16 protein-coding genes and 3 pseudogenes are annotated in these 25,921 nt (G+C 61.6%); 9 read left to right on the plus strand and 10 right to left on the minus strand.

Annotation, left to right across the window (positions count from 1 at the left end; all coding sequences use genetic code 11):
- Window positions 1–53 precede the first annotated feature (53 nt).
- A pseudogene (locus tag ACSQ2W_RS22475) lies at window positions 54–257 on the minus strand (hypothetical protein); the annotation flags it as partial.
- A gap of 299 nt (window positions 258–556) precedes the next feature.
- Window positions 557–1,600 carry a saccharopine dehydrogenase family protein gene (locus ACSQ2W_RS22480; RefSeq protein WP_436088379.1) on the minus strand — a complete coding sequence of 348 codons (1,044 nt, stop codon included), beginning with the start codon at window positions 1,598–1,600 and terminating at the stop codon, window positions 557–559.
- A gap of 105 nt (window positions 1,601–1,705) precedes the next feature.
- On the opposite strand from ACSQ2W_RS22480, the gene ACSQ2W_RS22485 reads away from it, so the two are divergent.
- The gene (locus ACSQ2W_RS22485; RefSeq protein ID WP_436088380.1) at window positions 1,706–2,302 is read left to right on the plus strand and encodes a TetR/AcrR family transcriptional regulator; all 597 of its coding nucleotides are present in this window, start codon (window positions 1,706–1,708) and stop codon (window positions 2,300–2,302) included.
- A 94-nt stretch (window positions 2,303–2,396) separates the two neighbouring features.
- Here the strand turns inward: ACSQ2W_RS22485 and ACSQ2W_RS22490 are convergent.
- A pseudogene (locus ACSQ2W_RS22490) lies at window positions 2,397–2,570 on the minus strand (integrase); the annotation flags it as partial.
- A 933-nt stretch (window positions 2,571–3,503) separates the two neighbouring features.
- Between ACSQ2W_RS22490 and ACSQ2W_RS22495 the strand changes: the two are divergent.
- The 4 genes and pseudogenes from ACSQ2W_RS22495 to ACSQ2W_RS22510 form a co-directional block, all read left to right on the plus strand.
- Window positions 3,504–12,023: a VCBS domain-containing protein gene (locus ACSQ2W_RS22495; RefSeq protein ID WP_436088381.1), complete on the plus strand. Its 8,520-nt coding sequence runs from the start codon at window positions 3,504–3,506 to the stop codon at window positions 12,021–12,023.
- Window positions 12,024–12,141: 118 nt separating this feature from the next.
- Entirely contained in the window at window positions 12,142–12,492 is a 351-nt protein-coding gene (locus ACSQ2W_RS22500) for a hypothetical protein (RefSeq protein WP_436088382.1), read from the plus strand.
- A gap of 181 nt (window positions 12,493–12,673) precedes the next feature.
- Entirely contained in the window at window positions 12,674–12,982 is a 309-nt protein-coding gene (locus ACSQ2W_RS22505) for a hypothetical protein (protein ID WP_436088383.1), read from the plus strand.
- Between the two features lie 209 nt (window positions 12,983–13,191).
- Window positions 13,192–13,304, plus strand: a pseudogene (locus tag ACSQ2W_RS22510) (ATP-binding protein); the annotation flags it as partial.
- Here the strand turns inward: ACSQ2W_RS22510 and ACSQ2W_RS22515 are convergent.
- The 3 genes from ACSQ2W_RS22515 to ACSQ2W_RS22525 all read right to left on the minus strand — a co-directional run bounded on the left by ACSQ2W_RS22515 (window position 13,305) and on the right by ACSQ2W_RS22525 (window position 14,797).
- Window positions 13,305–13,454: a hypothetical protein gene (locus ACSQ2W_RS22515; RefSeq protein ID WP_436088384.1), complete on the minus strand. Its 150-nt coding sequence runs from the start codon at window positions 13,452–13,454 to the stop codon at window positions 13,305–13,307.
- A gap of 166 nt (window positions 13,455–13,620) precedes the next feature.
- Window positions 13,621–14,259 carry an NrsF family protein gene (locus ACSQ2W_RS22520; protein WP_436088385.1) on the minus strand — a complete coding sequence of 213 codons (639 nt, stop codon included), beginning with the start codon at window positions 14,257–14,259 and terminating at the stop codon, window positions 13,621–13,623.
- Window positions 14,249–14,797: a sigma-70 family RNA polymerase sigma factor gene (locus ACSQ2W_RS22525; protein ID WP_436088386.1), complete on the minus strand. Its 549-nt coding sequence runs from the start codon at window positions 14,795–14,797 to the stop codon at window positions 14,249–14,251. The genes ACSQ2W_RS22520 and ACSQ2W_RS22525 overlap by 11 nt, the downstream gene beginning before the upstream one ends.
- Before the next feature lie 294 nt (window positions 14,798–15,091).
- Between ACSQ2W_RS22525 and ACSQ2W_RS22530 the strand changes: the two genes are divergently transcribed.
- From ACSQ2W_RS22530 to ACSQ2W_RS22545, 4 genes are read left to right on the plus strand one after another with little or no spacing between them, the layout of a single operon-like run.
- The gene (locus ACSQ2W_RS22530) at window positions 15,092–15,415 is read left to right on the plus strand and encodes a BufA1 family periplasmic bufferin-type metallophore (protein WP_436088387.1); all 324 of its coding nucleotides are present in this window, start codon (window positions 15,092–15,094) and stop codon (window positions 15,413–15,415) included.
- 31 nt (window positions 15,416–15,446) lie between these two features.
- The gene (bufB, locus tag ACSQ2W_RS22535; RefSeq protein WP_436088388.1) at window positions 15,447–16,373 is read left to right on the plus strand and encodes an MNIO family bufferin maturase; all 927 of its coding nucleotides are present in this window, start codon (window positions 15,447–15,449) and stop codon (window positions 16,371–16,373) included.
- Window positions 16,360–17,160: an HvfC/BufC family peptide modification chaperone gene (locus ACSQ2W_RS22540; protein WP_436088389.1), complete on the plus strand. Its 801-nt coding sequence runs from the start codon at window positions 16,360–16,362 to the stop codon at window positions 17,158–17,160. Before bufB ends, ACSQ2W_RS22540 begins: the two co-directional genes overlap by 14 nt.
- A 1-nt stretch (window position 17,161) precedes the next feature.
- Window positions 17,162–17,680, plus strand: a complete 519-nt coding sequence (locus ACSQ2W_RS22545; RefSeq protein ID WP_436088390.1) for a DoxX family protein — start codon at window positions 17,162–17,164, stop codon at window positions 17,678–17,680.
- 458 nt (window positions 17,681–18,138) lie between these two features.
- Here the strand turns inward: ACSQ2W_RS22545 and ACSQ2W_RS22550 are convergent, their stop codons facing one another.
- The 4 genes from ACSQ2W_RS22550 to bcsA are packed head-to-tail and all read right to left on the minus strand — an operon-like array spanning window position 18,139 to window position 25,881.
- The gene (locus tag ACSQ2W_RS22550; protein ID WP_436088391.1) at window positions 18,139–20,328 is read right to left on the minus strand and encodes a cellulose synthase; all 2,190 of its coding nucleotides are present in this window, start codon (window positions 20,326–20,328) and stop codon (window positions 18,139–18,141) included.
- Window positions 20,325–21,377: a glycosyl hydrolase family 8 gene (locus tag ACSQ2W_RS22555; protein ID WP_436088392.1), complete on the minus strand. Its 1,053-nt coding sequence runs from the start codon at window positions 21,375–21,377 to the stop codon at window positions 20,325–20,327. The genes ACSQ2W_RS22550 and ACSQ2W_RS22555 overlap by 4 nt, the downstream gene beginning before the upstream one ends.
- Window positions 21,374–23,695, minus strand: a complete 2,322-nt coding sequence (locus ACSQ2W_RS22560) for a cellulose biosynthesis cyclic di-GMP-binding regulatory protein BcsB (protein WP_436088393.1) — start codon at window positions 23,693–23,695, stop codon at window positions 21,374–21,376. The genes ACSQ2W_RS22555 and ACSQ2W_RS22560 overlap by 4 nt, the downstream gene beginning before the upstream one ends.
- Window positions 23,695–25,881, minus strand: coding sequence for a UDP-forming cellulose synthase catalytic subunit (gene bcsA, locus ACSQ2W_RS22565; protein WP_436088394.1), 2,187 nt, complete (start codon window positions 25,879–25,881; stop codon window positions 23,695–23,697). The genes ACSQ2W_RS22560 and bcsA overlap by 1 nt, the downstream gene beginning before the upstream one ends.
- Between the last annotated feature and the right edge of the window lie 40 nt (window positions 25,882–25,921).

Consider the following 25,921-nt stretch of genomic DNA (forward strand, 5'->3'; position numbering starts at 1 on the left):
GTGTTCCTCCGACATACATTCCCTCCGTGGAAAATGGCGCTCACGCGCCATCCCCCGCGGACTTGCCAGATCGGGATGCCGAAGCGGCGGGCCTTGTTGGTGAGATTGCCGGTGATGCCCGATCCCGCGAAGAGGATGACGCCCGCCGGTATGATCGAAAGCATGTCGTCGTTGCGGCGGAAAGGCACGGCCTTGGCGTGCTTCCTCCAGTTCGGCTTGAAGGTGACCTGCACGACCTTTCGAGCCTCAGCCCAGCAAATCGTTTTTGTCATCGCTCTATACACCAACGGTTGCGACCAAACCACTCATTTGCCCAGCCTCGCAGCCACAACCGCATGCGGCGTCAGGAATGTGGCAATCTCCCGAACAACGTCCGTCAGCCACCCCGGATTGTGCGCGACGCCTTCAACGAAAGCACGCCATTGCCGCTGCTTTTGCTCGTCCTGTGCAAAGGCCTACGGGGTATTGTTGCGGATCCAGCTTTGTGACTGCGTCACGAGCAGCGACGTCCACCACCACTCTGTGGTGGACGTTCAGAAGGTCTGACGTTTCCGGGCTAAGCGTCCCCGATTTCGACCGACAGGTCCGGGCCGAGCGCCCGCAGGAAGCTGGCGGCACTGAAAATGGCTGCCGGCGGCTTTGCGCCGGTATCGCGGATGTCCCCCGACAGGATGCGCTGAACCGCTTCGCAGATGATCGGCGCCGAGACGGCGTAAATGTCCTGTCCCTGCGCAACGATCCGGCGGCGCACGTCACCCCGCGTGACGATCACTTCCACGGCAAAGCGCTGCGCCGAACGTCCGGTTTCGTCGACTGCCTGCGGCGGAGGCATCGACGGATCACGAACATCCCGCAGGGCGATCGTGCTGAGAAAGGTGTGCAGTTCCTTCGTCTGGACGTGACGGGCGATCAGCGGCACTTCCGAAAAGGGAAGCTCGACGAACGTCTGCCGGCCGAACGGGGCCGGTAAGGTGGACACCCTTTCGGCAGGCGGTTGATTCACCGGTTCCAGCCGCCCGCGGCTGACGGCCAGGCGCCGCGCAGTGTTTCTTTCTCCGGTCAAGCGCGTACCTCTCGTCGGCAACCAGCTGTCAAGCGCAATTCGAATTTCGATGGTGTCGGCGTAGTCCCACTCGTCCAGGACGGCCGCCACGAGCAGGTCGGCCAAGCCGCCGTAGAAACCCATGGCCGGGATAACGGCCACGCCCGCTTTCCGGGCCGCAACCCCGTGCCGCTCGAACGTCGTCTGGGCGCTGGGTTGCTCGGCCGTCACGTCGAGATAATGAATCCCCGATCGCAACGCGGCACGTACCACCGCGTCGGCGGTGTCCATAAACGGACCGGCACAGTTGATGACCGCCGCCGCGCCGGCGAGCGCCCTGTCCAGTGCCTCGTCATCCTCGACCGCTGCTTCGCGGCATTCGATGCCGCGCTCGGCAAAGCCTGCAGCCGCCAGCCGTTCTGCATTCCGTCCGATCGCGATCGGCTTGAAACCGCGCCGCAACAGTTCGGCCACAACAAAACGCCCGGTATGGCCGTTTGCTCCCAAGACCGCCACGGCTTGGGGTGTCTTCGTGATGTCAGTTTGGTCGATGATCATTGCCTCTCTCCTTCGCTACAGACCTGTCTGTTCCTACCAGAACATACAGGTCTGTAGCCTGTCAATCCGTTTCCTGTTATGCTGGCGAAATTGGAGGTTACACGAATGTCGAAAAGCGCAACGACCTCCCATGCCTCTGGCGGCAACGAGGTGCGGGACAGGATTCTCGAGACGGCGTCGGAACTCTTTTACCGACGCGGGGTGCGCGCTGTCGGTGTCGATCTTGTGGTCGAAAAATCCGGCGTCGCCAAAACCAGCCTTTACCGCCATTTCGGCACGAAGGACGACCTCGTCGCCGCCTTCCTCAAGCGCGAAGACCTGGACTTCTGGAGCACCTGGGATCGCGTGCGGGAACAGCATCCGGACAATGCCCTGACCGAGCTCGACGCCCATTTTGAGTGGATCGGCGAACGGGTCGGGCGGGAAAATTACCGCGGCTGCCCGCAGATCAACACCGCGGCGGAGTTCCCCGATGCGGATCACCCTGCCCGCAAGGTCGCCGAAGCCCACATGCGCGAGATGCGGTGGCGCCTGCAGACCATCGCCGAGGGGCTGGCAGTTGCCGCGCCCGATCGGCTCGCTGGTCAACTCGCGGTTCTGATCAACGGCGCCTTTGTCAGCATGCAGCTCTTTGAACCCGGCGAGGCAACCGGATTGCTCCGCGATGCAGCGCACGCCCTGATCGCCGCCAGCCGTGGTTGATCACACTGCGCTCCTATGATTGGCTTCCTTTCCTGCAGCGATATCCGGGCAGGTTTAGCGGCAGATCGTTGGGAATGGCCTCTAATGCCTGTGATCATAGACCCGCCGCTTTGGTGAGATTGACGCGAAACCGGTCGCGCCGGCGCTGGTAACGACGCGTCATTTCGGCGCTGGCGTGGCCGAGCTGTTTCTGCACATAGCGTTCATCGTCCTCGGCGGACGAGGCAAGGCCGGCGCGCAGCGAGTGGCCAGAAAATTTAAGGCTTCGCCCGGAAGAAAGTTCGAGCGGTGCGTCGCCAACGCGATTGAGAGAAACTTCGGGGCGGGACTGTAACGCAGGCACGAAATAAACTGCGCGGGCAGTGGGCCTGGCCTGTCGCCCCGGTCAGCCGTGCTGGGGCTAGCTCGCAGCAAGATATGTACGTGGCGACAACTTTCCGGATGCGGTGATAACGACAAGCTGAAAGCTGTCCAATATAGATAACCTATACGTTGAACAGCTGTACGGAATATGATTCTTAGAAGGCATATTATATTTACGCATACTTCGTTTTGAGTAGAGTAGTATGGCAAAATATTATTTTTCCAATTGATCGACCATGTTAAAACATTGGTAAAGGATACTGCGCTGCTGACCAGCTGACGAGTTAGTTTGAAAAGCGGCTGAGGGGAACCAAAATAAATTTGCCAAAGTATTTCGGACCAGCCGTTTGAATGCGCTGTCCGGGGAGGAGCAGGCGTGTGTAGAGTAGTATCGCCTGAGGAGGGCGCGCCGGCTTTGATTGGTGGGGAGCAGGTCGAGGTTGGCCGGTTTCCCACCCTCTTCGTGAACGCGATTTGTCTCGCGACGAATTGTCGAGCAACGATTTCGCCGGAATCGCACTTTGCTCCCTCGACAATGAGTTTTCCCCCTCGACCGATAGGAAGCCCGCGTCTGCCCGTTGCGAACGTTCAGCTGACATCAAGCATCCGGCGGACCCGCGAGCGTGCGCGTTTGGCGTCGGTACTAATGTCATCGGTCTGGATGCGAACTCATCTGGTCCTGGCGCTCTCGCCCAGGATCAACCCGTTTGTTGGCGAAGGCGAACTTGCCCTCATAGGTTTGCAATTTTTTGAGCGACTATCCGGCAAGCGGCGCGACGGCGCCGGCAATTCCCATGACTGACATCAACAACAACAACTATGGCGATAGGGGCGGGGTATGGCAACGACCATTGGCACAAGCAGCAACGACAATCTGGTCGGCGGTAGCGGAGACGACGTGCTGTCGGGGGGTGCTGGAGTCGATCGCCTGAATGGCGGGTCAGGTGCCGATACGCTCGATGGAGGCAGTGGTTTCGATACGGTCCTGGGCGGATCAGGAGCGGACCTCCTTATCTACCGAGCGTGGGAAAACCAGTACAAGATTGGTGACCAAGTCTACGGCACAGGGACAACGATTGGACAGGCGACATTTTCTGGCTACGACGTTTACGACGGCGGCAACGGCAATGCTGCGAAAGGCACCGCCGAGATCGATAAGCTCGTAATCTATCTTAGTAATGCGCAATTACTTAATTCTTCGTTCATGGCAGCATTGAATGCTGAAGTCACTCAGTTTCGAGCCTTTATTGCCGCCAACTCGAACGCGAATACCGGCCAGGCGGGTCAAGCGGAATTCACCTTCACGAGCATAAATCTGAAAGTCTCCGCGATCGAGCAGGTTTCATTCACTCTCGATCCAACTTCGCCCGTCGGCTTCAATGATACCAACGCTGCGGACCCTGTGCGCGAGGGCGGCGTTGGCCCAGGGAATACGCCGTTTCCGGGGGATTCCACGGCGGCAGGTAATGTGCTGGTCAACGACACGGACTCCGACGATGGCCAGGCGTCGCTGGTTGTGTCGGCGGTCCGGACGGGTCCGGAATCCGGATCTGGAACTGCCGGCACGGTCGGATCTGCATTGGTGGGCACCTATGGCTCACTGACGTTGAATGCCAATGGCACCTATACCTACAACCTCAATAACAGCGATGTGGACACCAATGCGCTGGCCGACGGGGTCACAGTAACTGAGCTGTTTACGTACACCGTGCGTGACCCGCACGGACTTACCGATACCGCACAGCTTGCTATCTCTATCACCGGGACGAACGATATCGTCTCGATTACCAGCGGCGCTCAGAATGGCGCCGTGGTCGAGGATGCCGACACGACGCCTTCGCCGACCGATTCCCCCAACGCCGCCGGCACCATTTCCTTCACCGACGTCGACCTCACCGACGGCCACACCGCGTCGTTCGCCCCGACCGCCGGCGAAACTGCGCTCGGCATCTTCTCGCTCGACCCTGTCAGTGAAGCCGCGAACGCCGCCAACGGCTCGCTGCAGTGGCACTACGCCCTCAACAATGCCGCTGCGCAGTACCTCGCTGCCGGCCAGAGCGTAGTCGAGCATTACACCGTAACGGTCAACGACGGTCACGGCTCAACGGCATCGCAGGTCGTGACGGTGACCATCACCGGCACCAACGATGCACCGCTCGTGGCGGCGACGGACGTCACCGGCGCGGTCACCGAGCAGGTCACCCCGGTCGGCAACCTCACCGACACCGGCACCATTGCCTTCACCGACGTCGACCTCGCCGACGCCCACAGCATCAGCCCAACGATCACGGCCTCGGCCGGCGCCCTCGGCGCCCTCACCGCCAGCGTCACCACCGACACCACCGGCTCCGGCCTGGGTGGCGTGATCACCTGGAACTACAGCGTCGCCGATAGCGCCGTGGAGTACCTCGCCAAGGACCAGACCAAGGTCGAGACCTTCACCATCACCCTCGACGATGGCAACGGCGGCACCGTGGATCGCACGGTTTCGGTGACCATCACCGGCACCAACGATGCACCGCTCGTGGCGGCGACGGACGTCACCGGCGCGGTCACCGAGCAGGTCACCCCGGTCGGCAACCTCACCGACACCGGCACCATTGCCTTCACCGACGTCGACCTCGCCGACGCCCACAGCATCAGCCCAACGATCACGGCCTCGGCCGGCGCCCTCGGCGCCCTCACCGCCAGCGTCACCACCGACACCACCGGCTCCGGCCTGGGTGGCGTGATCACCTGGAACTACAGCGTCGCCGATAGCGCCGTGGAGTACCTCGCCAAGGACCAGACCAAGGTCGAGACCTTCACCATCACCCTCGACGATGGCAACGGCGGCACCGTGGATCGCACGGTTTCGGTGACCATCACCGGCACCAACGATGCACCGCTCGTGGCGGCGACGGACGTCACCGGCGCGGTCACCGAGCAGGTCACCCCGGTCGGCAACCTCACCGACACCGGCACCATTGCCTTCACCGACGTCGACCTCGCCGACGCCCACAGCATCAGCCCAACGATCACGGCCTCGGCCGGCGCCCTCGGCGCCCTCACCGCCAGCGTCACCACCGACACCACCGGCTCCGGCCTGGGTGGCGTGATCACCTGGAACTACAGCGTCGCCGATAGCGCCGTGGAGTACCTCGCCAAGGACCAGACCAAGGTCGAGACCTTCACCATCACCCTCGACGATGGCAACGGCGGCACCGTGGATCGCACGGTTTCGGTGACCATCACCGGCACCAACGATGCACCGCTCGTGGCGGCGACGGACGTCACCGGCGCGGTCACCGAGCAGGTCACCCCGGTCGGCAACCTCACCGACACCGGCACCATTGCCTTCACCGACGTCGACCTCGCCGACGCCCACAGCATCAGCCCAACGATCACGGCCTCGGCCGGCGCCCTCGGCGCCCTCACCGCCAGCGTCACCACCGACACCACCGGCTCCGGCCTGGGTGGCGTGATCACCTGGAACTACAGCGTCGCCGATAGCGCCGTGGAGTACCTCGCCAAGGACCAGACCAAGGTCGAGACCTTCACCATCACCCTCGACGATGGCAACGGCGGCACCGTGGATCGCACGGTTTCGGTGACCATCACCGGCACCAACGATGCACCGCTCGTGGCGGCGACGGACGTCACCGGCGCGGTCACCGAGCAGGTCACCCCGGTCGGCAACCTCACCGACACCGGCACCATTGCCTTCACCGACGTCGACCTCGCCGACGCCCACAGCATCAGCCCAACGATCACGGCCTCGGCCGGCGCCCTCGGCGCCCTCACCGCCAGCGTCACCACCGACACCACCGGCTCCGGCCTGGGTGGCGTGATCACCTGGAACTACAGCGTCGCCGATAGCGCCGTGGAGTACCTCGCCAAGGACCAGACCAAGGTCGAGACCTTCACCATCACCCTCGACGATGGCAACGGCGGCACCGTGGATCGCACGGTTTCGGTGACCATCACCGGCACCAACGATGCACCGCTCGTGGCGGCGACGGACGTCACCGGCGCGGTCACCGAGCAGGTCACCCCGGTCGGCAACCTCACCGACACCGGCACCATTGCCTTCACCGACGTCGACCTCGCCGACGCCCACAGCATCAGCCCAACGATCACGGCCTCGGCCGGCGCCCTCGGCGCCCTCACCGCCAGCGTCACCACCGACACCACCGGCTCCGGCCTGGGTGGCGTGATCACCTGGAACTACAGCGTCGCCGATAGCGCCGTGGAGTACCTCGCCAAGGACCAGACCAAGGTCGAGACCTTCACCATCACCCTCGACGATGGCAACGGCGGCACCGTGGATCGCACGGTTTCGGTGACCATCACCGGCACCAACGATGCACCGCTCGTGGCGGCGACGGACGTCACCGGCGCGGTCACCGAGCAGGTCACCCCGGTCGGCAACCTCACCGACACCGGCACCATTGCCTTCACCGACGTCGACCTCGCCGACGCCCACAGCATCAGCCCAACGATCACGGCCTCGGCCGGCGCCCTCGGCGCCCTCACCGCCAGCGTCACCACCGACACCACCGGCTCCGGCCTGGGTGGCGTGATCACCTGGAACTACAGCGTCGCCGATAGCGCCGTGGAGTACCTCGCCAAGGACCAGACCAAGGTCGAGACCTTCACCATCACCCTCGACGATGGCAACGGCGGCACCGTGGATCGCACGGTTTCGGTGACCATCACCGGCACCAACGATGCACCGCTCGTGGCGGCGACGGACGTCACCGGCGCGGTCACCGAGCAGGTCACCCCGGTCGGCAACCTCACCGACACCGGCACCATTGCCTTCACCGACGTCGACCTCGCCGACGCCCACAGCATCAGCCCAACGATCACGGCCTCGGCCGGCGCCCTCGGCGCCCTCACCGCCAGCGTCACCACCGACACCACCGGCTCCGGCCTGGGTGGCGTGATCACCTGGAACTACAGCGTCGCCGATAGCGCCGTGGAGTACCTCGCCAAGGACCAGACCAAGGTCGAGACCTTCACCATCACCCTCGACGATGGCAACGGCGGCACCGTGGATCGCACGGTTTCGGTGACCATCACCGGCACCAACGATGCACCGCTCGTGGCGGCGACGGACGTCACCGGCGCGGTCACCGAGCAGGTCACCCCGGTCGGCAACCTCACCGACACCGGCACCATTGCCTTCACCGACGTCGACCTCGCCGACGCCCACAGCATCAGCCCAACGATCACGGCCTCGGCCGGCGCCCTCGGCGCCCTCACCGCCAGCGTCACCACCGACACCACCGGCTCCGGCCTGGGTGGCGTGATCACCTGGAACTACAGCGTCGCCGATAGCGCCGTGGAGTACCTCGCCAAGGACCAGACCAAGGTCGAGACCTTCACCATCACCCTCGACGATGGCAACGGCGGCACCGTGGATCGCACGGTTTCGGTGACCATCACCGGCACCAACGATGCACCGCTCGTGGCGGCGACGGACGTCACCGGCGCGGTCACCGAGCAGGTCACCCCGGTCGGCAACCTCACCGACACCGGCACCATTGCCTTCACCGACGTCGACCTCGCCGACGCCCACAGCATCAGCCCAACGATCACGGCCTCGGCCGGCGCCCTCGGCGCCCTCACCGCCAGCGTCACCACCGACACCACCGGCTCCGGCCTGGGTGGCGTGATCACCTGGAACTACAGCGTCGCCGATAGCGCCGTGGAGTACCTCGCCAAGGACCAGACCAAGGTCGAGACCTTCACCATCACCCTCGACGATGGCAACGGCGGCACCGTGGATCGCACGGTTTCGGTGACCATCACCGGCACCAACGATGCACCGCTCGTGGCGGCGACGGACGTCACCGGCGCGGTCACCGAGCAGGTCACCCCGGTCGGCAACCTCACCGACACCGGCACCATTGCCTTCACCGACGTCGACCTCGCCGACGCCCACAGCATCAGCCCAACGATCACGGCCTCGGCCGGCGCCCTCGGCGCCCTCACCGCCAGCGTCACCACCGACACCACCGGCTCCGGCCTGGGTGGCGTGATCACCTGGAACTACAGCGTCGCCGATAGCGCCGTGGAGTACCTCGCCAAGGACCAGACCAAGGTCGAGACCTTCACCATCACCCTCGACGATGGCAACGGCGGCACCGTGGATCGCACGGTTTCGGTGACCATCACCGGCACCAACGATGCACCGGTGCTGAGCGATACGACCAATCCGACAGCAGTTGCCGAACTGACTGATGCCTCCGCGCAGAACCTGATGGCGATCACGGGCAATTTCTTGGTAAGCGATATCGACGTTGGCGATACGCTGACGCCGAGCGTCGTGGGCAGCCCGACGGTGCTGCTCAATGGCAGCGCGTTCACACTCCCGGCCGGCGCTGCGGCGCTGACGGCGGGCGGGGCGTTCACGCTGACGGGGGTGACCTCGACGGGTGGCGCGGTGAACATTGGCTACAGCTACGATCCGGCGGCAGCCAACCTCGACTTCCTCGCCGCGGGCGACAGTCTGATCATCACCTACGCGGTGAAGGTCAATGACGGCACGACGGACTCCGCCACCCAGGACGTCACCATCACCATCACCGGCACCAATGACGGACCAACGGCAGTTGGCGCCAATGTGATCACCGACCTTACCCTCGGCAACGTCATCGCCATACCGGAGTGGGCGCTACTTTCCAACGACACCGACCCGGAAGGCAACCCAATCGTCGATGTCGCGGGCGTCGGGACTGCGACGGGTGGAAGTGTAGCTCACACGGCCGGGACCGGAACAAATGGAACAGTAAACTTTATAGATGCTGCTCCCGCAGGTGGCACGTTCACGTATACGGCTACAGACGGGACGACCACGGGCGCACCCGGTACTGTCAACGTCAGCCAGGACATCGCTGGGACGCTCGACGGAACTTCCGGCGACGATATTCTCGTAAGCCGTGGGGCGGGCACCACTCTAGTCGCTGGAACCGGCAATGATGTTCTCATCAGCGCCAATGGGAACGACGTCTACCGCTTCGGACTGGCGGATGGCCAAGACATCGTGTCGGATACTGCGAGTGGCAGTGATGACATAGAAGTCGTGACAAGTTCCGCGAGCACCGACGTTGGCGCTTTGAATTTCGAACGGGTCGGAAACAACCTCGTCATCGATGTTGGGGCAACAGAAATCACAGTCAGGGACCATTTTTTCGGCAGCGGCAACGTCGAGGACTTAACATTTGCCAATGGCGGGACGGTCTACGGATACAATCTCGGTACTGGTTCTTACAGTTTACTTACGGGCCTAAGCGGCAGCGGGTCGTCCCAAGACGTAATTGCTTCGACCTCTGCCGGGCAGACATTGACTGGCAACAACGGAAACGATCTCTTGTTCGGAAATGGTGGCGCCGACACACTCAACGGCGGAAATGGAAGCGATCTGCTGGTCGGTGGCGCCGGCGTTGACACGTTTGTTATCAGCAGCGGAAATTCTCCGGGCACCGTCGGTGGCAGCGCGAATGCCGGCACGATTACCGGCTATGACGTAATCGGCGACTTCGATACGACTGCTGACTTCCTTGATTTGAACGGCTCACCTGCAGTGAGTACATTCGCCAGCACGAACGACTCCACCTTGACCATTGTCGGTCAAACAGTGAAGTCACACTCAATAACAAACGGCATTATCACGTTCGACGACGCACCTACCTTTGCTTCAGCGCTGAGCTTGGCTTCAACCTCACAGGTCGCCGCAGTTGTTCAATATTTGCATAATAACGACCTCGGAAATGGCGGCGCGACGGTAGCGTTTACGGCGACCATCGGAGGAACGGCGCACACTTATGTCTATGAGCAAGTCGGCAACACTCCAAGTGCCACGAATGACATTCTGGTAGACCTTGCGGGTGTAACGGTCACCGACCTATCTACGCTGATTCCATCACATCTCTTCCCGGCTGGCGTTGCTGGACAGGCCATCAACCTAGCTCTGACCAATCCTGCGGCCGACCCGAGCGACCTGGTCACAGTTAGGATTGCCGGCGTTCCCTCGGGTTGGAGCCTCAGCGCTGGCACCGACAACGGCGACGGCACTTGGACCGTCCAGAGCAACGATCCAAGCGCGCTGACCGTCACTACGCCGGCGGATTTCGTCGGGGCGATCGTACTCCGCGTGACCCAAACCTGGACCAATCCGGACGGCACAACCGGGATTGCCAACTTCTTTGACAACGTGGAAGCCTACTCACCCAACTCACCCATCTTCGCCGTTTCGGAGGAGGACCACCTCACCGGCTCCAGCGGCGCCGATCTCTTCGTCTTCGGCCAGCCGATCTCGCACGACACGCTGCACAACTTCGACGCGGCGGCTGACAGGATCGACCTGATCGGCTTCGACGGTGTAAGCGGCTTCGGCGATCTCACCATTACCGATGACGGCAGCGGGAATGCCGTCGTGACTATCAGCTCCGGAGAGACAATAACCGTGCAGGGCCTCTCGGCCTTCGAGCTCGGCGCTGATGTCTTCCTCTTCAACCAGGAGCCAGTCACCCACCATGCCGGCACAATGTCGATCGCCGACGGCGCGGTCATGCCGCTCGGCGGTGTGATCGACAATACGGGCACGATCGCGCTCAATAGTGCCGGCTCGACCACGCTGCTCGAGGTGATCGCCAACGGCACAAAGATGCAAGGCGGGGGCCAGATCGTCCTGTCCGACAGCGATGCGAACCTGATCTCGGGCACAGCCGCCGACGTCACCCTGACCAATATCGACAACACCATCTCCGGCGCCGGCGAATTGGGCGGCGGGCTGCTCGGCCTGAACAATCAGGGCACGATCATTGCCACCGGCTCGCACGCGCTGGCCATCGACACCGGTGGCAGCACCGTCGTCAACTCGGGGACGCTGGAGGCGACTGGATCGGGTGGCCTGACAGTCAATGGTGCGATCGACAATTCCGGACTGATCTGGGCCAATGGCGGCGACGTCACGATCGGCGGTCAGGTAACCGGCGACGGCGATGCCATCATCGGAAACATGTCGCAGCTGCAGTTCCACGCCGGCTCTTCCGCAGACGTCATTTTCGGGGTGGATGCAGCCGGCACATTGCGGCTGGACGATTCATTTGACTTCAGCGGCACCATCGCCGGCATCACCAATGATGACAAGGTAGACCTCGGAGATATCTGGTTCAGCACCGGAACATCCGCTGTCTATCAGGCAAACCAGGATGGAAATGGAGGAACGCTGCTCATTTCGGACGGCACTCATGATGCCACACTTCACCTGATCGGCGCTTATGATACGGGCACTTTCACGCTAGCCGACGACGGCACTGGCCGGACCGTGGTCGCGTATAATCCGGCGGACGGCTTCCACTTCGTCTGACTACTATCAATGAGCGCTTTAGAAAGCGCTAACATCGGTAAGCTCGCGCATGACGAGGTGATGCCAATACTCAGTGTACGGGATGACAACGGCGGATTGAGTGAGTGGTAGCCAAACTATGGCAGAGAAGCTGACCGGCGCAGCGAGACGATTGAGAGATGAGTTAATAGGCGCGGCAATCCGTGGAACATTGCGTCTCACCTATGGGCAATTCGGTGATCTCGTCGGCCTAAAGCCGGCATTCTATGTTCGTTTCTTGGACGCAATTGCTGACTATGAAAGGGAAAACGAGAAACCCGATGTGACCTACATCCTCGTCAGTAAGGACTTCCCCTACCCATCTAAGATCGGTGGCAAAATGGCCAAGCCCCCGAGTTCAGCACAGAAGAAGCTGGCACACGCGGAAATGCAGAAGGTCATTGACGAATACTGCCCGGGAAAAGAGAACCCCTATCCGGAGATCCTTTGAAGCCCAGTGACTCAGGGAAAGTCACAGGCATGCCCGAAACGTTCTTGCTTTGGACGCACTTGGGAACGCTCGAAAGCGACTCGATTTCGAACCGGCATATGTGGTGCAATACAGCCCTTCTGGACAAAGCCAACGTCGTCACGCATCTACCCCAGGCAGACAACAAAAAACCGGACGCGGAATGCGCGGCCGGTTTTTTTTCAAGAAAGGGGGCGACGCAACGATCAACTTCGCCGGCACCGAGGTCGCCGTGAAAACCGATGCCAGCGTCACCAACGCGACAGTCCAGAGCACGATCAACAGCTACGGCAACATCACGACAGGTGCGTTCTTCGTCTTCCACAATACCGATCTCGGCCACGGTGCGGTTTATTACGATTCCAATCCGAGCGCGGCCGGCGGTGCGGTGATTGTCGCGGAACTCGACAATACCACGCTGTTGGGCAATCTCGGCAGCTTCAACGCCGGTGATTTTCTTGTGTTCCTCTAACGTCTGACCGAGCGAAGATGCACTGCGCACCCAACCTCCAGGCGGTAATAGCCGAACTTCGGCGTGCCGCCTGGCCACGCGTCGCTTCAGCGCGGCAATCAAGGGGTCGGTCCCGGCTGAGGGCGAAATGACACCCTCTCATGAGCGATTTAGGTTTTCCGGGCGTGTATAAACTTCCCCGCACACACGAGGCAGGTCAAATGATGTAGTTTACGATCGCAGCCGCGCTGGTCAGCCAGATCCTGCAGGCCCGTGACGAGCGACGGCTGCTCAAGCTGCGGCGCGATCTGGGGCAAAGCTGCTCATCATCGAGGAACTTGGCTCACGCGGCAACATTGTAAGGGTCATCACTAACCTGCTCGTCCGCAAGCTGGAAACAACCGACTAAGTTGGTTAGCTCACGGGTCTTTTCTGCTAGCTGGTGGGTGGCGGCATTCGCTTCCTCAACCATCGTTGCATTCTGCTGGGTCATACGATCAATCTCATTCACTGATGAATGGATCGACTTCAACGATGAGGCCCGCTCTCTGCGTGAGGAGGCGATAAGTCCTGCATGGGAGAATATCTCAACAATCTCCTGGGAAATCTGCGTGCGCCAGAGCATGCATAGCGCTATGGAGACACCAGTTTACCCGCCGTCACCAACGCGCAAAACGATACGCGCCGACGGCGCCAAGGAGCGCGAGAGCCGCAATGGCGATTGTATACCATGTCACTACGAACAGAGGTGAATCGTCCGTGCAATGGGCGGCATAGAAAGTCGCGGCAATGCCTCCGGCCGCCAGGCCCGCCATCGCACCTGCGAGCGACGGCTGAGAGGGGGCGCCGTGGCGCAGCGCCAGCAGCAGGAGCACAAGCGGACCGATGCCGATTAGCGGAATGTAGGTCAGGCACACAAGGCTGTTCGCCCCGACGAGCTGCGCCGACCATGTGCCCGGCGACGAGACGACGAGTTCGGCCACGACACCCGCCACCAGCAGCGCCGGCGCAACAAAGAGGCGCGGTAGCGGTCGACGCACCTCGGATTCCGGCCGTGACAGGACACGCAACAGGCTCAAAGCGCTCGCGGCAAGCGCAATCGTCACTACGAACTTGAAGAGAAAGCGGACGGTCTGCGCGGCGTCGGCAATATCCGGCCTCGGTCCGAGCAGGATGAAGAAGACAACCGCAGCGGCGGCGACGGCGGCGACGACGGCGCCCGACCAGGCGCCGGCCATTGAAATGCCGCTTCGCCTTGTGTCTGCCGCAAGAGCCTTGATGAGTTCGTCAGTTTCCATGTCGGTCTCGTCCAAATCGCCGGGCAATGGCAGCAAGGCCGCGATGAAGCGCGACACGAACTGCGTTTTCATTCATGTCGAGGCTTCTGGCGGCCTCGGCTATCGTTCGACCCTCGACCGAGATCGCCGTCACCACCGAACGCTGGCCGGGCGTCAGCGTCTCGAGTGCGCGGCTGATCTCCCAATCCCTGATCGTTTCCGCCGCCTCAGCCGCAAGCCGGTCTTCCACCTCGCTGATTGCGACCCGAGTGTGGCGGCCCTGCCGACGAAAGGCATCGACAAGCTTGTGTCTGGCGATCGCATAAAGCCACGGCGCCACCGGTCCGTCGCTGCGCCAGGTGTGCCGCTTCACGTGGATTGCCAGCAACGTTTCCTGAACGATATCTTCCGGATCCACGCCGGAAAACGTAGTCCTCCGTCGCGCCCAGGCGCGAACCAGATTGGCGGCTTCGTGCAGGAAGGCGCCGTAGGCCCGCTCGTCGCCATTAAGCGCCACACGGAAAAGCCGGGCAATATCCCCCTCATCTACACCGCTCAACCACTCTTCCTCCCAATTCGCTGGTTTTCGCCGCTTGTTACATCTCCGCTCTGCAAATTTTGCCGCGATCGCGCAATTGAGGGGGAAATGCGTCAGATGCCGCCTTCCCCTTGTGGCGGCAGATCAGGCTGATGATCTCCGCAGGTCAATCCATCATCATCGTGATCCGGAACGACAGTCTCTTCACGAAAGCGTGAATGTCCACCAGTGTAACATATCTCCCATGGGCCGCGAATGACGCTCTGTGTGCCAGGAATACCGGGCGCATGAGAGCCATCAACACGGAGAGATATCATGTCTACGAAATCCACGATAACTGCTGCCATGCTTGCCGGTGCCGTGGCGGCAGCGGTGTCGTCATTTGCGTTCGCTGCCCCGCTCACGGAGGCTGAGGTCAAAGCCGCGATGGATGCCGGAAAGGAGAAGTGTTTCGGCGTAGCCCTCAAGGGCCAGAATGATTGTGCTGCCGGCCCCGGCACGACCTGCCAGGCCACCTCGACGGTCGATTATCAGGGTAACGCCTGGAAGTTCGTCGATGGCGGCACCTGCACGACGATGGAACTGCCAGACGGCCGCAAGGGTTCGCCGGAACCGCAGTCGCGCGACCTTCCGTCTTAACCCTTCGAGATACCGGAAAGTGGAGGCAACGATGCCCAATTTTGCAACTCACGCGGATCGTGGCGCGTCGGGATCCCTCCGCTTTCCGGCGCACACGATCGACGGCTTGGCTGGTACCAGTTTCAAGCATCAGCATCTGCCGTCCATCCTTGCTGACGAAGGGCGGGATAGCGGCTTCTTCGAGGTCCATGCGGAAAACTACATGGGCGCTGGCGGCCCGCCGCATGCCGCGCTCACGCGCATCCGCGAGGACTATCCGGTTTCGCTCCACGGCGTGTGCATGTCGATCGGCGGGCCGCAACCGCTGGACAAAACGCATCTGGGGCGCTTCGCGGGGCTGGTCGAGCGATACGAGCCCGCGCTCGTCTCGGAACATCTGGCCTGGTCGACGCACAACACGACTTACTACAACGACCTGTTGCCACTCCCTTACACCGAAGCAACGCTGCGGCGTGTCGCCGAACACATAGACGAAGTGCAGGAAGCGATCGGCCGACCGCTTCTGCTGGAGAACCCCTCGTCCTACCTGTTGTTCGAGGAGTCGACGATGAGCGAGACCGCGTTCATCCGGGAAATCGTCAGATCCACCGACTGCGGATTGTTGCTCGATGTCAACAACGTCTTCGTCTCGGCGACCAACCACGGCTTTTCCGCTCTCGACTACCTTTCCGACTATCCGCTCGAACATGTCGGCGAAATTCATCTGGCCGGTCATGCGCAGCAGCAAGACGACGAGGGTGATCTCCTGCTGATCGACAGTCACGACGCGCCGGTCGCCGACGCCGTCTGGAAACTCTTTGACATCGTGATCGGCCGGCGCGGGCCTATCCCGACACTCATCGAATGGGACAGTGCCATTCCCGATTGGCCGGTATTGAAGGCCGAAGCAAAGGCGGCGCAGGCGATCCTCGATCGGCACGCGGCTCTGCGACTGGAGCGGATCCATGCACGCGCTTAGGGAATGTCCTACCGAGGCTGCCAACGGCCTCGACTATCAGGCAGACTTCGTGCCCGGCCTGCTCGATCCCGCTCGCGCAACACCCGTGTTCGTTGCCGGCCCGAACGGCAAGGCCGCCGACAAGCGCTTCAACGTCTATCGCAACAATGTGACCGTCAGCCTGATCGATGCGCTCACAGCCGTGTTCCCCGCAACGATGCGTATCACCGGAGAGACGTTCTTTCGTGCCATGGCCCGGTTTCACGTCCGCGCGACACCGCCGACATCGCCACTGCTGTTCGAGTATGGCCGGGATTTTCCGGATTTCATTGAGCGCTACGAACATGCGCAATCCATGCCGTGGCTCGCCGACGTCGCGCGTGTCGAGCGGGCCTGGCTCGATGCCTATCATGCGGCGGATGCCGCCGCGTTACAGCCGGATGCCCTTGCCTCGATCCCGCCGGAACGGCTCGGGGACGTCGTTTTCGAGGCACATCCGGCAACCCACATCGTGTGCTCCGCCTATCCGGTGGTGACCATCTTTTCCGCGAATCGGGCAAGCGATCCGGTTGGCCGCATCGAGGCCACGGCGGCGGAGAGCGCACTGGTAACACGGCCGACACTGCAGGTGGAGGCTCGCCGCCTTCCTGCGGGCGCCGATGCCTTCCTCGCCCACCTCGTGGCGGGCGAACCACTTGGAAAAGCTGCGGCAACAGCGAGCGCGCGCTGCCCGGAATTCGATCTCGCAACCGCTATTGGCATAATGCTCGCGGCGGCTGCGTTCACGGCGATCCGCCTTGGAGAATGAGATGCTGACTCCCATACGAAAATTCTTCCACAATCCCGAGATCGGCGGCAGGGCAAGGTGGCTCGGCCGGATCGACGATCTGATTGCCACCCTCGCGCCGGCATCGCTGGCCCAACTCGCCCTGCGCATCGGGCTCGCCGTGCCCTTCTGGCGGTCCGGCATGAGCAAGTGGGATGGCTTTTTGCAACTGAACGACGTCGCCGTCCTTCTCTTTACGTCGGAGTTCAAGTTGCACCTGCCGGGCGGCCCGTACGACTTCCCGGCGCCGGCCGTGATGGCCTTTGTGGTCGCTTGCGCGGAGGTCCTGTTGCCGACCCTTCTGGTCCTTGGATTGGCGACGCGGCTTGCGGCGCTCGGCCTGCTCGCGATGACCATGGTCATTCAGCTTACCGTGCCGGACGGATGGCCCATTCATCTCACCTGGGCGGCGATGGCTCTCGGTGTTATTGCTTGGGGACCGGGCAGGTTGGCGCTCGATTGGTGGATCAAGGCACGCAGCCGCCATCTCGGCGACGAGTAACTGCCAACGTTTGCACTCGGTTGCTGTCGTGTGCCGGAACTGACGCAGGACTTCTGGAGAACGCCGGCTAGCGATTTCAGGGCGATGCCGGCGGTAAACGTGGCATCCGCTTCCGTGAGGTCGCACCGACGCGGCAAATCCCAAGCCGGCAAGTGGGCGGGCGGCTTGAGGGCGGAGCACGGGCGACAGCCAGCGAATCCATGCCTGCAAGGCCATACTGTGTGAGCAGTTTATGCATAGAAAACGAACATAACCGCACGGCTTGTCGTCAACTAGAAGTGACCGATAATGCCGGCTTATCGCTCATAAATGCTATTGTGGTAAAAATGACCGATGTCGGCCGATCCCAGATCGGGGGAATGGCGCGGAAACGCAGCGACGTGCGCATTGGGCCATCTTCGCGAAGATCGGGCACTGCGCGTCATAGGTGCTGGCGCAGAATTCATCACTGGGTCCGGTCAATCGTTTTCGTGGAATAGTTCATGGATGATTGCAAGTCCACGCTGGCCATCACGATTGCCGATGGCGGCCAGAGCTTCGAAGACGCGACGTGCGTCGCCATAGCGCTTCATCTTGAGATAGACATATCCCCTCAATGCAAGCAGATCCGTTCTTTCCGGAGTGATCTGTTTCAACTGGTCGAGCACAAGCAAGGCTTCTCGCGCACGGCCCCCGTCGAAGGCGGCGATGGCCTTGTCGGTCAGGATGGCTTTCTGCAGTTCGAGGGCGCGTTGGGGGTTCTGCGGCGCCTTGGCCGCCGAGACCGCCGCCTTGCTCGCCAATCCGGCACGCAGATATGCCAGGCTCTGGCCATAGGCGGCATCCTCACGCGTTTTCGACGAGGACCCGGACAAGGCGACCTCGAAGGCGGCGGCTGCTTCCAGTGGCCTGTTCAGTTCCATCAGGCACCAGCCCCGCGCCAGTGCCGCGTCGGGCGACAGCGTTTCAGGATTGAATGTGATCCTACAGCCGCGGATGGTTGCGACACTCTTGCGCCCGCGTGGCCGGACGGCGACATCCGGGGTTTCCCTATATTCCTGAAGTTCATTGGACACGGCAATCGCTTGCGCTCGCGGGCGGGCCTTGCGCCGGACGGTTACGGTTTCGCCCGGAACCGACAATTGTTCCCTGGCGGCTTCGGGCTCCTCTTTCTCTTCGCCGAGCTTGGCAATGCGCTCCGATCTTCCTGCCCAAAGGCGCTGGATTTCGGAAACGCCCTTCATATTGTTGAGTTGCAGATAGGTTACCGCAAGACCGTAGGCGGAAGGCTCGTCGTCCAGCTTCCAGCCGAGCGCCGTCTTGAACCATTGCACCGCCGTCTGCGGCTGGTTCAAGGCACGGGCATACCAGCCGAACTGCTGGGCCGTCGTAGCGTCGCGCGATTTGATCACCTCTGCGGCGATCCGCTTCAGGACGTCGGCCTTGATCGAAGCCGGCGGATCGAGCGCAAGCAGGTTTGCTGTGGCGGCCAGATAGACCGCCTTCGCCTCCTTGGAGGCGTCGCGCCAGCGATACATCACGTTCTCGGCATCGAGAGGCATATCGCGATCGATCAGAGCCAGCGCCAGACCCTGCGAGGCGGAGGCGGAATCTTCCTTGTCACGAGCGCGCCGGAACCACTTTTCCGCGGCTTCCATTTCTCCGCGCGGCAGATAATACCAGCCGAGCAATAAGGCGTCAGAGGCAAGGCCGCCGGTCTCGGCAAGCCGCTCGACGCGCGAAAGATACTGGGGTGGGACGACAATCTTTCCATCGGCATTGGCTTCGGCGACGAACCGGCGGGCAAGATCATCGCGAATGCTGTCGAATTCCCGCGTGCCATCGGGTGCCGTCTTCTCCTTGGCGAGAAGTTCCTCGACAGTTTTGGAGGGCAGAAGATCGACTGCCTTCTGGATTGTCGCGAGGCGTTCGGCGGTGTTCTGGCAATTGTTCAGGATGTAGGTATAGGCGTCCGTCGCCCGTTGCGGTTTGCCCGTCCGGAATAATGCCTCGGCAACGCGCCAGAGGACATCGACCTCGCTGCAGGTTAGCAGGCTCGTCGTCTCGGCGCCGATGCGCACGACCGTTTCGTATTGTTTGAGATCGGACGCGTTGATCAGTCGCAGCCGCGCCTCTGCCACGCCCAATCGATCGAGCAAATCCGCAGGCGGCTGCCAGACCGGTTCCGCCGCTTGCCGTTCGGCGATCGCCTTGCGGACCTCGGCGTAGCGCGCCTGCGAATAAAGCTGCCACATCGTCTCCAGTTGCTTGTCCTCGTTTTGAGGAATGGCCAGTGGGTCTTTCGGTGGTGTCCAGTCGGGATAGAGCGCCTTCAGGCGCGAGATTTCCGCTTGCAGCCTTGCGGTATCCCCCTGGCTTGCGAAGTAGCGCAGCGCGCTTTCATCAACCGTGGACGCTGTCGCCGCCGTGACCAAGGTATCGAGCGGCGGCTCCGCAGGGCGCTTGATTTCCTGGAACACCGGCGCCTTGTCGCCAACGGTCTGAAACGCTGGCTGTTGTTGAGGCAGTCGCGACGAGCGCGAAGCGAGATCATCTTCGCTTGCCGGCGAAAAGGACTGAACCATATGTTTCACATAGTCGGGCTTCTTCATGCCGGCGATGCCGACGGCCGCGATGATCGCTGACAATGCGACAATGGACGGCTTCATAAACACTCCGGATGCTTTTCAGCAACAAATGATAGCCCCAGTAAGTGGAGCGTCGAAGGGTAATACAGCGTTGGCGTGAATTGTTTCACATCCGCAGGCAACGCGGTCTTGTCCACTACACAGGCCAGAATATGGTTAACAATTCGATAACCCGGATCGGAGAGAGTGTTCTTGGTTGCGCCGGAATTTAAATCCACGGTTGTGATTGCACCGTTAGCGCCGGACGTAGCTTGGCGAAACCTCAAAAGCAATTGCCGGTCCGTCACGCCGCCGCGAACGAGATAAAGCGGTATACGCAGCGCGTTATACCCATATTCCGCCGGAAAACCGGCTGCCGGCTTGGGGGAAGGCCTCAAAGCGACCCAGTCGGCGGGAAGTTGTTTCGGACCGAAACGAAGTTCGTTGATGATCGCGATCCCTTCGCCGCGAAGCGTTCCCCAGACTGGCGACGGCGCCAGTTGATCGAGAACCGGGAAGGCCTCGAATATCCAATAGGACGGGTTGATGACCGGGCCGTCGTCGCGGTCGGCGGCGGAAAATCCGGTGGCGCCCGGCAGAAGCAGCGTTCGGCCGTTGTTTTGAACGACGGTCCTTGCAAGAATGGCTCGGGCGATGGCTGCCCCGGCCGCCGTATAATCTCTGCGGCTCCACTGCTGGCCGGCAAGGCCCAGCGCATAGGCAATCAGGATATCGCCGTCGGACGCGTTGTTGGCGTCGGTAACATGTGGTTTTGCGCCAGGGCTCCATTTCCAGGCGGCGAGGCCGTCATTGCGCAGGAGAAGTTCCGTACGCGTGAAGGCCCAGATCAACTCGAAATCCGCCTGACTGCCGGCAAGGACCGACAGCAGCAGGCCGTAGCCCTGCCCTTCGCTGTGGCTGATATTGCCATTGCCGTCGTCGACGATCCGGCCACCGGGTTCGAGAAATTCGTCCTTGTAGGCCTGCCAGGCTTCGGTGATGATCATCGGCTGTTGTGCCTCGGCCGGAACGGTTTGCAGGCAGAGAGTGAAAATGCCTGCGAGGAGCGCTGCAAGCAGTTTTGCCGTCATTCCCGCCGCCCGAGATTGCTGAGCAGCATGGCGGTCGCAAGCCCCAGCAAAACGCCGAGTGCACCCAACAGCACCGCGTAGGTCAGAATGTTGGTCGAGAGCCAGTTGGCGGCGATCAGCCGGTAGTTTGACAGGGACGCTGGTTGGGTCTCGATGAAGTCGACGTCATTGATCGGCACGGTCTCTACCGTTTTGGTGCCACGCTGGTAGGTGGTGATGTGGCCGGCAAGTTGCCTCCACGTGTCCTGTGCGCTCAGGGCCTGCACGCTTTCACTCAGATCTTTTCCGGTCGGTGCCGCCACCAAGGACCATGTGCCGCTGCCGTCGGGGCTGGCGCTTTGTGCGACCAGCAACGATGTCTCCTGTGAGGGCGTAAAGCTGCTCTCCGATACCGGCGCGAACCGCAATGAGGAAAGGGAAATGTCGAAGTTCCGTTTAACCCAATCCTCGAACGCAGTGATCCAGCCGGCCCAGACGCCGCCACGCAATTTCTCCCGCCACGCGTCGAGGGCAGTTTCGGTGTTGACGGTGTCCGCCTGGCCGCCGCCATTGGATCCCCATGTTGTCCGACTTGTCTCGGCAATATTCATTTGCGTCAGGACCGTCTGCGGCATTTGCGAAAGCGCGCCAACGAAGATCGCGCTTCGGCTGCCGATCAGTGCAGGAGATGCGACCGTTTCGACCGGGATCGGGCGACCGGCGCCGGCGGCCAGTCGTCCGAGAAACGTCGCTGTCGCCGACAGCGTATCGGAATCGATGCGATCCAGGTAGAGGCGGGTGGCGTCCGGGCCTCTGCCATAGGGAAACCCGGTCCCGGCAGACGCTGCAAGATTGGGCAATTGCGCGATGCGCGCGAAGTCGGGCATGTGGAATTCCGAGCTGTCGAACAACGCGAAACGCGGCGTCTCGGAGCCGGTCGCGCCGGGTGCGCAGAGCTTGTCGTCCTCGGTATCGAGAACGGCTTCAATTGCGATCGTGTTCACGCCCGGGCGGAAATGGCGCATCGTCACGTTGATCGGCAGATGTCTGAGGATGCCGCCGCCGGACGAGGCAATCGGCACCGTTGAGGCGATATTCCCATTGACGTGGACGTCGATGTGGCTGCCGGGCAGGACTGTCGGAGAGTAGGCGGCGTCCAGAAGGATGACCGCTTCACCATAGGCATTGGCATAGAAATCCGCGGGAACGCCGACGGTGAAATCGGTGCGAAACCGCCGGCCAGAAAATTCTTGGGTCTTGAAACCGAGTTGGGAGAAACGCAGCCGGGTATCGGAGAAGAGGAAAGGCGCGTCGGGAGAGCGCCACCTTTGTGTCGTTATGACATCGCGGCGCGCCGCAGGACCGGTGACGTCGGTGGGAGCTACCACGCTTTCTATTGCGGTACCGATCGCCTGCCATGTCGGTCCACTGAGGACAAGCACCGGCGACCCGGTTGCCGGATCTTCGACGAAACGAGCAACGGGCCCGGAACTGGCGCTGGCGGGCAAGGAGGCAAGAAGCGGCTGGAGCTCGGTGGGCGTGCCAACGAGCACCGTCAATTCGCCTGGCTTTGTTCCGGCCATGCTGCCCGTCTTGAAGGAGAAGGATTGGTTCGGCATGTCGGCGAAAACGGCGAGACCCTGGGCAAGCCGCATCAAGGGTATCGTCGTGCTGGGCTGCTCCAGCGCCGGCACGACGAAATTGAACCGGGTGAGGCCACGATCGTCGACGCCAATCGCCCGGATATCGTCGAGGCTTTGCAGCCCCTGCGCGTCGCTTCCCGAAAAGCTCAGATAGGTCTTTTCGGCATCGACACGCGACCAGAGCTGATAGGTCGATTCGATCGTGCAGTCGGTGCGGTGACGTTGGTCGGCGCGCAGACGGATGAGGTTCGATCCGGGCTTCAGCAGATCCTTCGACAGGTTGAAGCTCAAGTCGGACACGGTATCAGCAGAACGAACCGCTTCGTCGGCGATCGTCGTGTCGTTGATCTCGACCCGAAGACGGGACAGCTCCGGCGCGACGAAAATCGAATTCTGATAACCGAGATTGAGCCTTGCTCCGCTGGCTGCCTGCTGCGGTGTCAGATAGACCGACCAGGCCCGATCTTCGAATTCACCGCTCAGATCGAGGTTGCCGTTTGGAAGCAGGTACCGCTTGAAGGCTTCGGTTTCACTCGGTTGGGCAGTCGGCGTGACGACCACGGGCTGCGATGCCGCTCCGTTCCCTGTCTGCCCTCCAGCGGTCGACCGCTCCGGCGTCATGTCGAACGGGGCCTGCGCGCGAAGCGGGAAGCTCTGCAGTACCAGAATGGCTAAAGCCAGAAATACGGACCTCATCATCTTTTTGCCTTTGCAGCCAAACGGGCCTTATCTCTCGCCCCCGGACTGCTGAAGAAATAGATGATGCCGCGGCTCGTCTGATAAAAGGCAAGGCTGAGAAACCAGATCGTTCCTCGCAGCAAGCCGGGATTACCGCGGCGCGACATCTGGAACTGGGTCCACTGCTGCGAATTTGCAAAAATAAGATCGGCGATGAGGCCATGGTCGCGGGCTGTCTCCGGCAGATAAAGACAACCAACGGTGACGATATCGCCGGCAACCCGGCTATTGCGGACGGCAACCGGGAGAATTTCCTCATGGTCGCTGCTGTATGGCTTGAACCGGATCAGGCCGCGCTTGTCCAGTGGAATCGTTTCGAGAGCCTTCGCATAGACGTTGACGCGGGCGCCGTTGACCGAAACATTGTCGATCGTGGCCGGATACCACGTCTCGTCGAGCCCGAATTCGCATCGGCGCGTCACCTTGACCCTTCGGGTTGCCGTCAACTCGCCGCGCTCGGAGACGACGCCGAGCGCACAGCCGGCGAGGAGAAGGTTGAGCAGGTTCCAGCCGCCAACCACCAGGGTGACGTCGGCCTTGTACGGCTCCGTGTAGACCCGGTAAGCCGTTACGACGACGGCGAACAGCAAGACACCGAAGATGAGAAAGAATGGCCGGCTGATTTCCGACAGGCGGCTGACAAGGACGGACTCGTCCTTGGCCGTCACCTTGAAGCTCGGCCTCCTGGGGTTGACGATGGCCGAGACGACGGCCGGCAGCAGATGGATCGTCTGCACATATTCGTAGAGCTCGGAGATCCAGGGCCAGCGGAATGATCCGTAGAGGTAGTTCTGCATCATCAGGTTCACGAGCATGTAGGCAAGTGTGTAGCCGAGGAACTCGCCGCCGGATGCCGTGAAGATTTCCAGATCAAAGAACAGGTAGCAGAGCGGTGCAAAGAGGAAGATCGCGCGCGGAAGGGGGAAGAGCCAGAACAGAGTCGATGACATGTAGCAGAGCCGCTGCGGGATCGACAGACCGCGCTTCAACAGCGGAAAGCGGAACCGCAGGATCTGCATCATGCCCTGCGCCCAGCGGCTGCGCTGGCCGATGAAGCTGGCAAAGGTTGCGGGCTGCAGACCGGCGATCAGTGGCCGGTCGACATAGACGCTGTTCCAGCCGCTGGCGTGCAGCGCGATCGCAGTTTCGCAATCTTCCGTGATGCTGACGCCGCTAAAACCACCAGTCTGGTCGAGCGCCTGCCGGCGCAGCACGGCCGCCGAACCGCAGAAGAACGAGGCGTTCCACTTGTCGAGACCGCGCTGGATGATGCCGTAGAACATCTCGTTCTCGCTCGGCATCCTTTCGAAAGTTCGCAGATTCCTCTCGATCGGGTCGGGATTGAGAAAGAAATGGGGTGTCTGCACGAGGAACAGTTTTGGATCGTCCTCGAAATAGCCGACAGTCTCGAGCAGGAAATCCCGGGTCGGGGCGTGATCGGCATCGAAGACTGCGATCAGTTCGCCATTGGAATGCTGCATGCCATTGTTGAGATTGCCCGCCTTGGCGTGTTCGTTCCGGTCACGGGTCAGATAGCGAACGTCGAGATCGTTGCAGAGAATCTGTAGCTCCTGAAGCCGCGCCTTGGCCATCTGGTCTTCGAGGAGATTGGGCGACGTCCGCTTCTGCAGCGTGCCGCCGTCATCGAGAAGCCAGACGGTCAACTTGTCTGCCGGATAGTCCATGGCTTTCGCCGCCGCCAGCGTATTGGCCAGAAGCTCGGCATCTTCGTTGTAGGTCGGGACAAAGACGTCAACGCTCGGATACTTGCCTTCTGATGCCGCGCGGGAGGGGCGCGGTGGCAAGGGCATCGAGACGACGAACAGGCTGAGCCCCAACATCATGACGCTGTACATCTCGGCCAGGTAAAGCAGGAGGCCAGGAATGAAGTTTTCGAGCTGGTTGAACGGCGGCAGCGTGCTCGTCGTGCGCCAGTAAACATAACGCATGATGATCGCCGTACCAAACGCGAGCGCGATGAGCCTCCACGTGCCTTCCGCCCGCAGGATCTTGATCACGGCCATGAACGTGACGACGGCAATGCCGGCGATCAGTTGGGTCTGCAGATTGATCGGCAAGGTAACCAATGCGATCACGCACAGGGATGTGATGATCCAGAAAAGGATGATACCTGCCTTGCGCATGGTCGCTGCCTTTCAGGCCCGCCCGGTGACAAGCCGTTCA

The sequence above is a fragment of the Pararhizobium sp. LjRoot255 genome, assembly GCF_964252905.1.
Taxonomy (GTDB): domain Bacteria; phylum Pseudomonadota; class Alphaproteobacteria; order Rhizobiales; family Rhizobiaceae; genus Pararhizobium.

What these genes read in the sequence shown, in the direction of transcription:
- ACSQ2W_RS22545 (WP_436088390.1), top strand. Translation starts at nt 17,162, where the DNA reads ATGCTGACTCCCATACGAAAATTCTTCCACAATCCCGAGATCGGCGGC.
- ACSQ2W_RS22495 (WP_436088381.1), top strand. Translation starts at nt 3,504, where the DNA reads ATGGCAACGACCATTGGCACAAGCAGCAACGACAATCTGGTCGGCGGT.
- ACSQ2W_RS22530 (WP_436088387.1), top strand. Translation starts at nt 15,092, where the DNA reads ATGTCTACGAAATCCACGATAACTGCTGCCATGCTTGCCGGTGCCGTG.
- ACSQ2W_RS22555 (WP_436088392.1), bottom strand. Translation starts at nt 21,377, where the DNA reads ATGACGGCAAAACTGCTTGCAGCGCTCCTCGCAGGCATTTTCACTCTC.
- bcsA (WP_436088394.1), bottom strand. Translation starts at nt 25,881, where the DNA reads ATGCGCAAGGCAGGTATCATCCTTTTCTGGATCATCACATCCCTGTGC.
- ACSQ2W_RS22505 (WP_436088383.1), top strand. Translation starts at nt 12,674, where the DNA reads ATGCGCGGCCGGTTTTTTTTCAAGAAAGGGGGCGACGCAACGATCAAC.
- ACSQ2W_RS22550 (WP_436088391.1), bottom strand. Translation starts at nt 20,328, where the DNA reads ATGAAGCCGTCCATTGTCGCATTGTCAGCGATCATCGCGGCCGTCGGC.
- ACSQ2W_RS22485 (WP_436088380.1), top strand. Translation starts at nt 1,706, where the DNA reads ATGTCGAAAAGCGCAACGACCTCCCATGCCTCTGGCGGCAACGAGGTG.
- ACSQ2W_RS22560 (WP_436088393.1), bottom strand. Translation starts at nt 23,695, where the DNA reads ATGAGGTCCGTATTTCTGGCTTTAGCCATTCTGGTACTGCAGAGCTTC.
- bufB (WP_436088388.1), top strand. Translation starts at nt 15,447, where the DNA reads ATGCCCAATTTTGCAACTCACGCGGATCGTGGCGCGTCGGGATCCCTC.
- ACSQ2W_RS22480 (WP_436088379.1), bottom strand. Translation starts at nt 1,600, where the DNA reads ATGATCATCGACCAAACTGACATCACGAAGACACCCCAAGCCGTGGCG.
- ACSQ2W_RS22540 (WP_436088389.1), top strand. Translation starts at nt 16,360, where the DNA reads ATGCACGCGCTTAGGGAATGTCCTACCGAGGCTGCCAACGGCCTCGAC.
- ACSQ2W_RS22500 (WP_436088382.1), top strand. Translation starts at nt 12,142, where the DNA reads ATGGCAGAGAAGCTGACCGGCGCAGCGAGACGATTGAGAGATGAGTTA.
- ACSQ2W_RS22520 (WP_436088385.1), bottom strand. Translation starts at nt 14,259, where the DNA reads ATGGAAACTGACGAACTCATCAAGGCTCTTGCGGCAGACACAAGGCGA.
- ACSQ2W_RS22515 (WP_436088384.1), bottom strand. Translation starts at nt 13,454, where the DNA reads ATGACCCAGCAGAATGCAACGATGGTTGAGGAAGCGAATGCCGCCACC.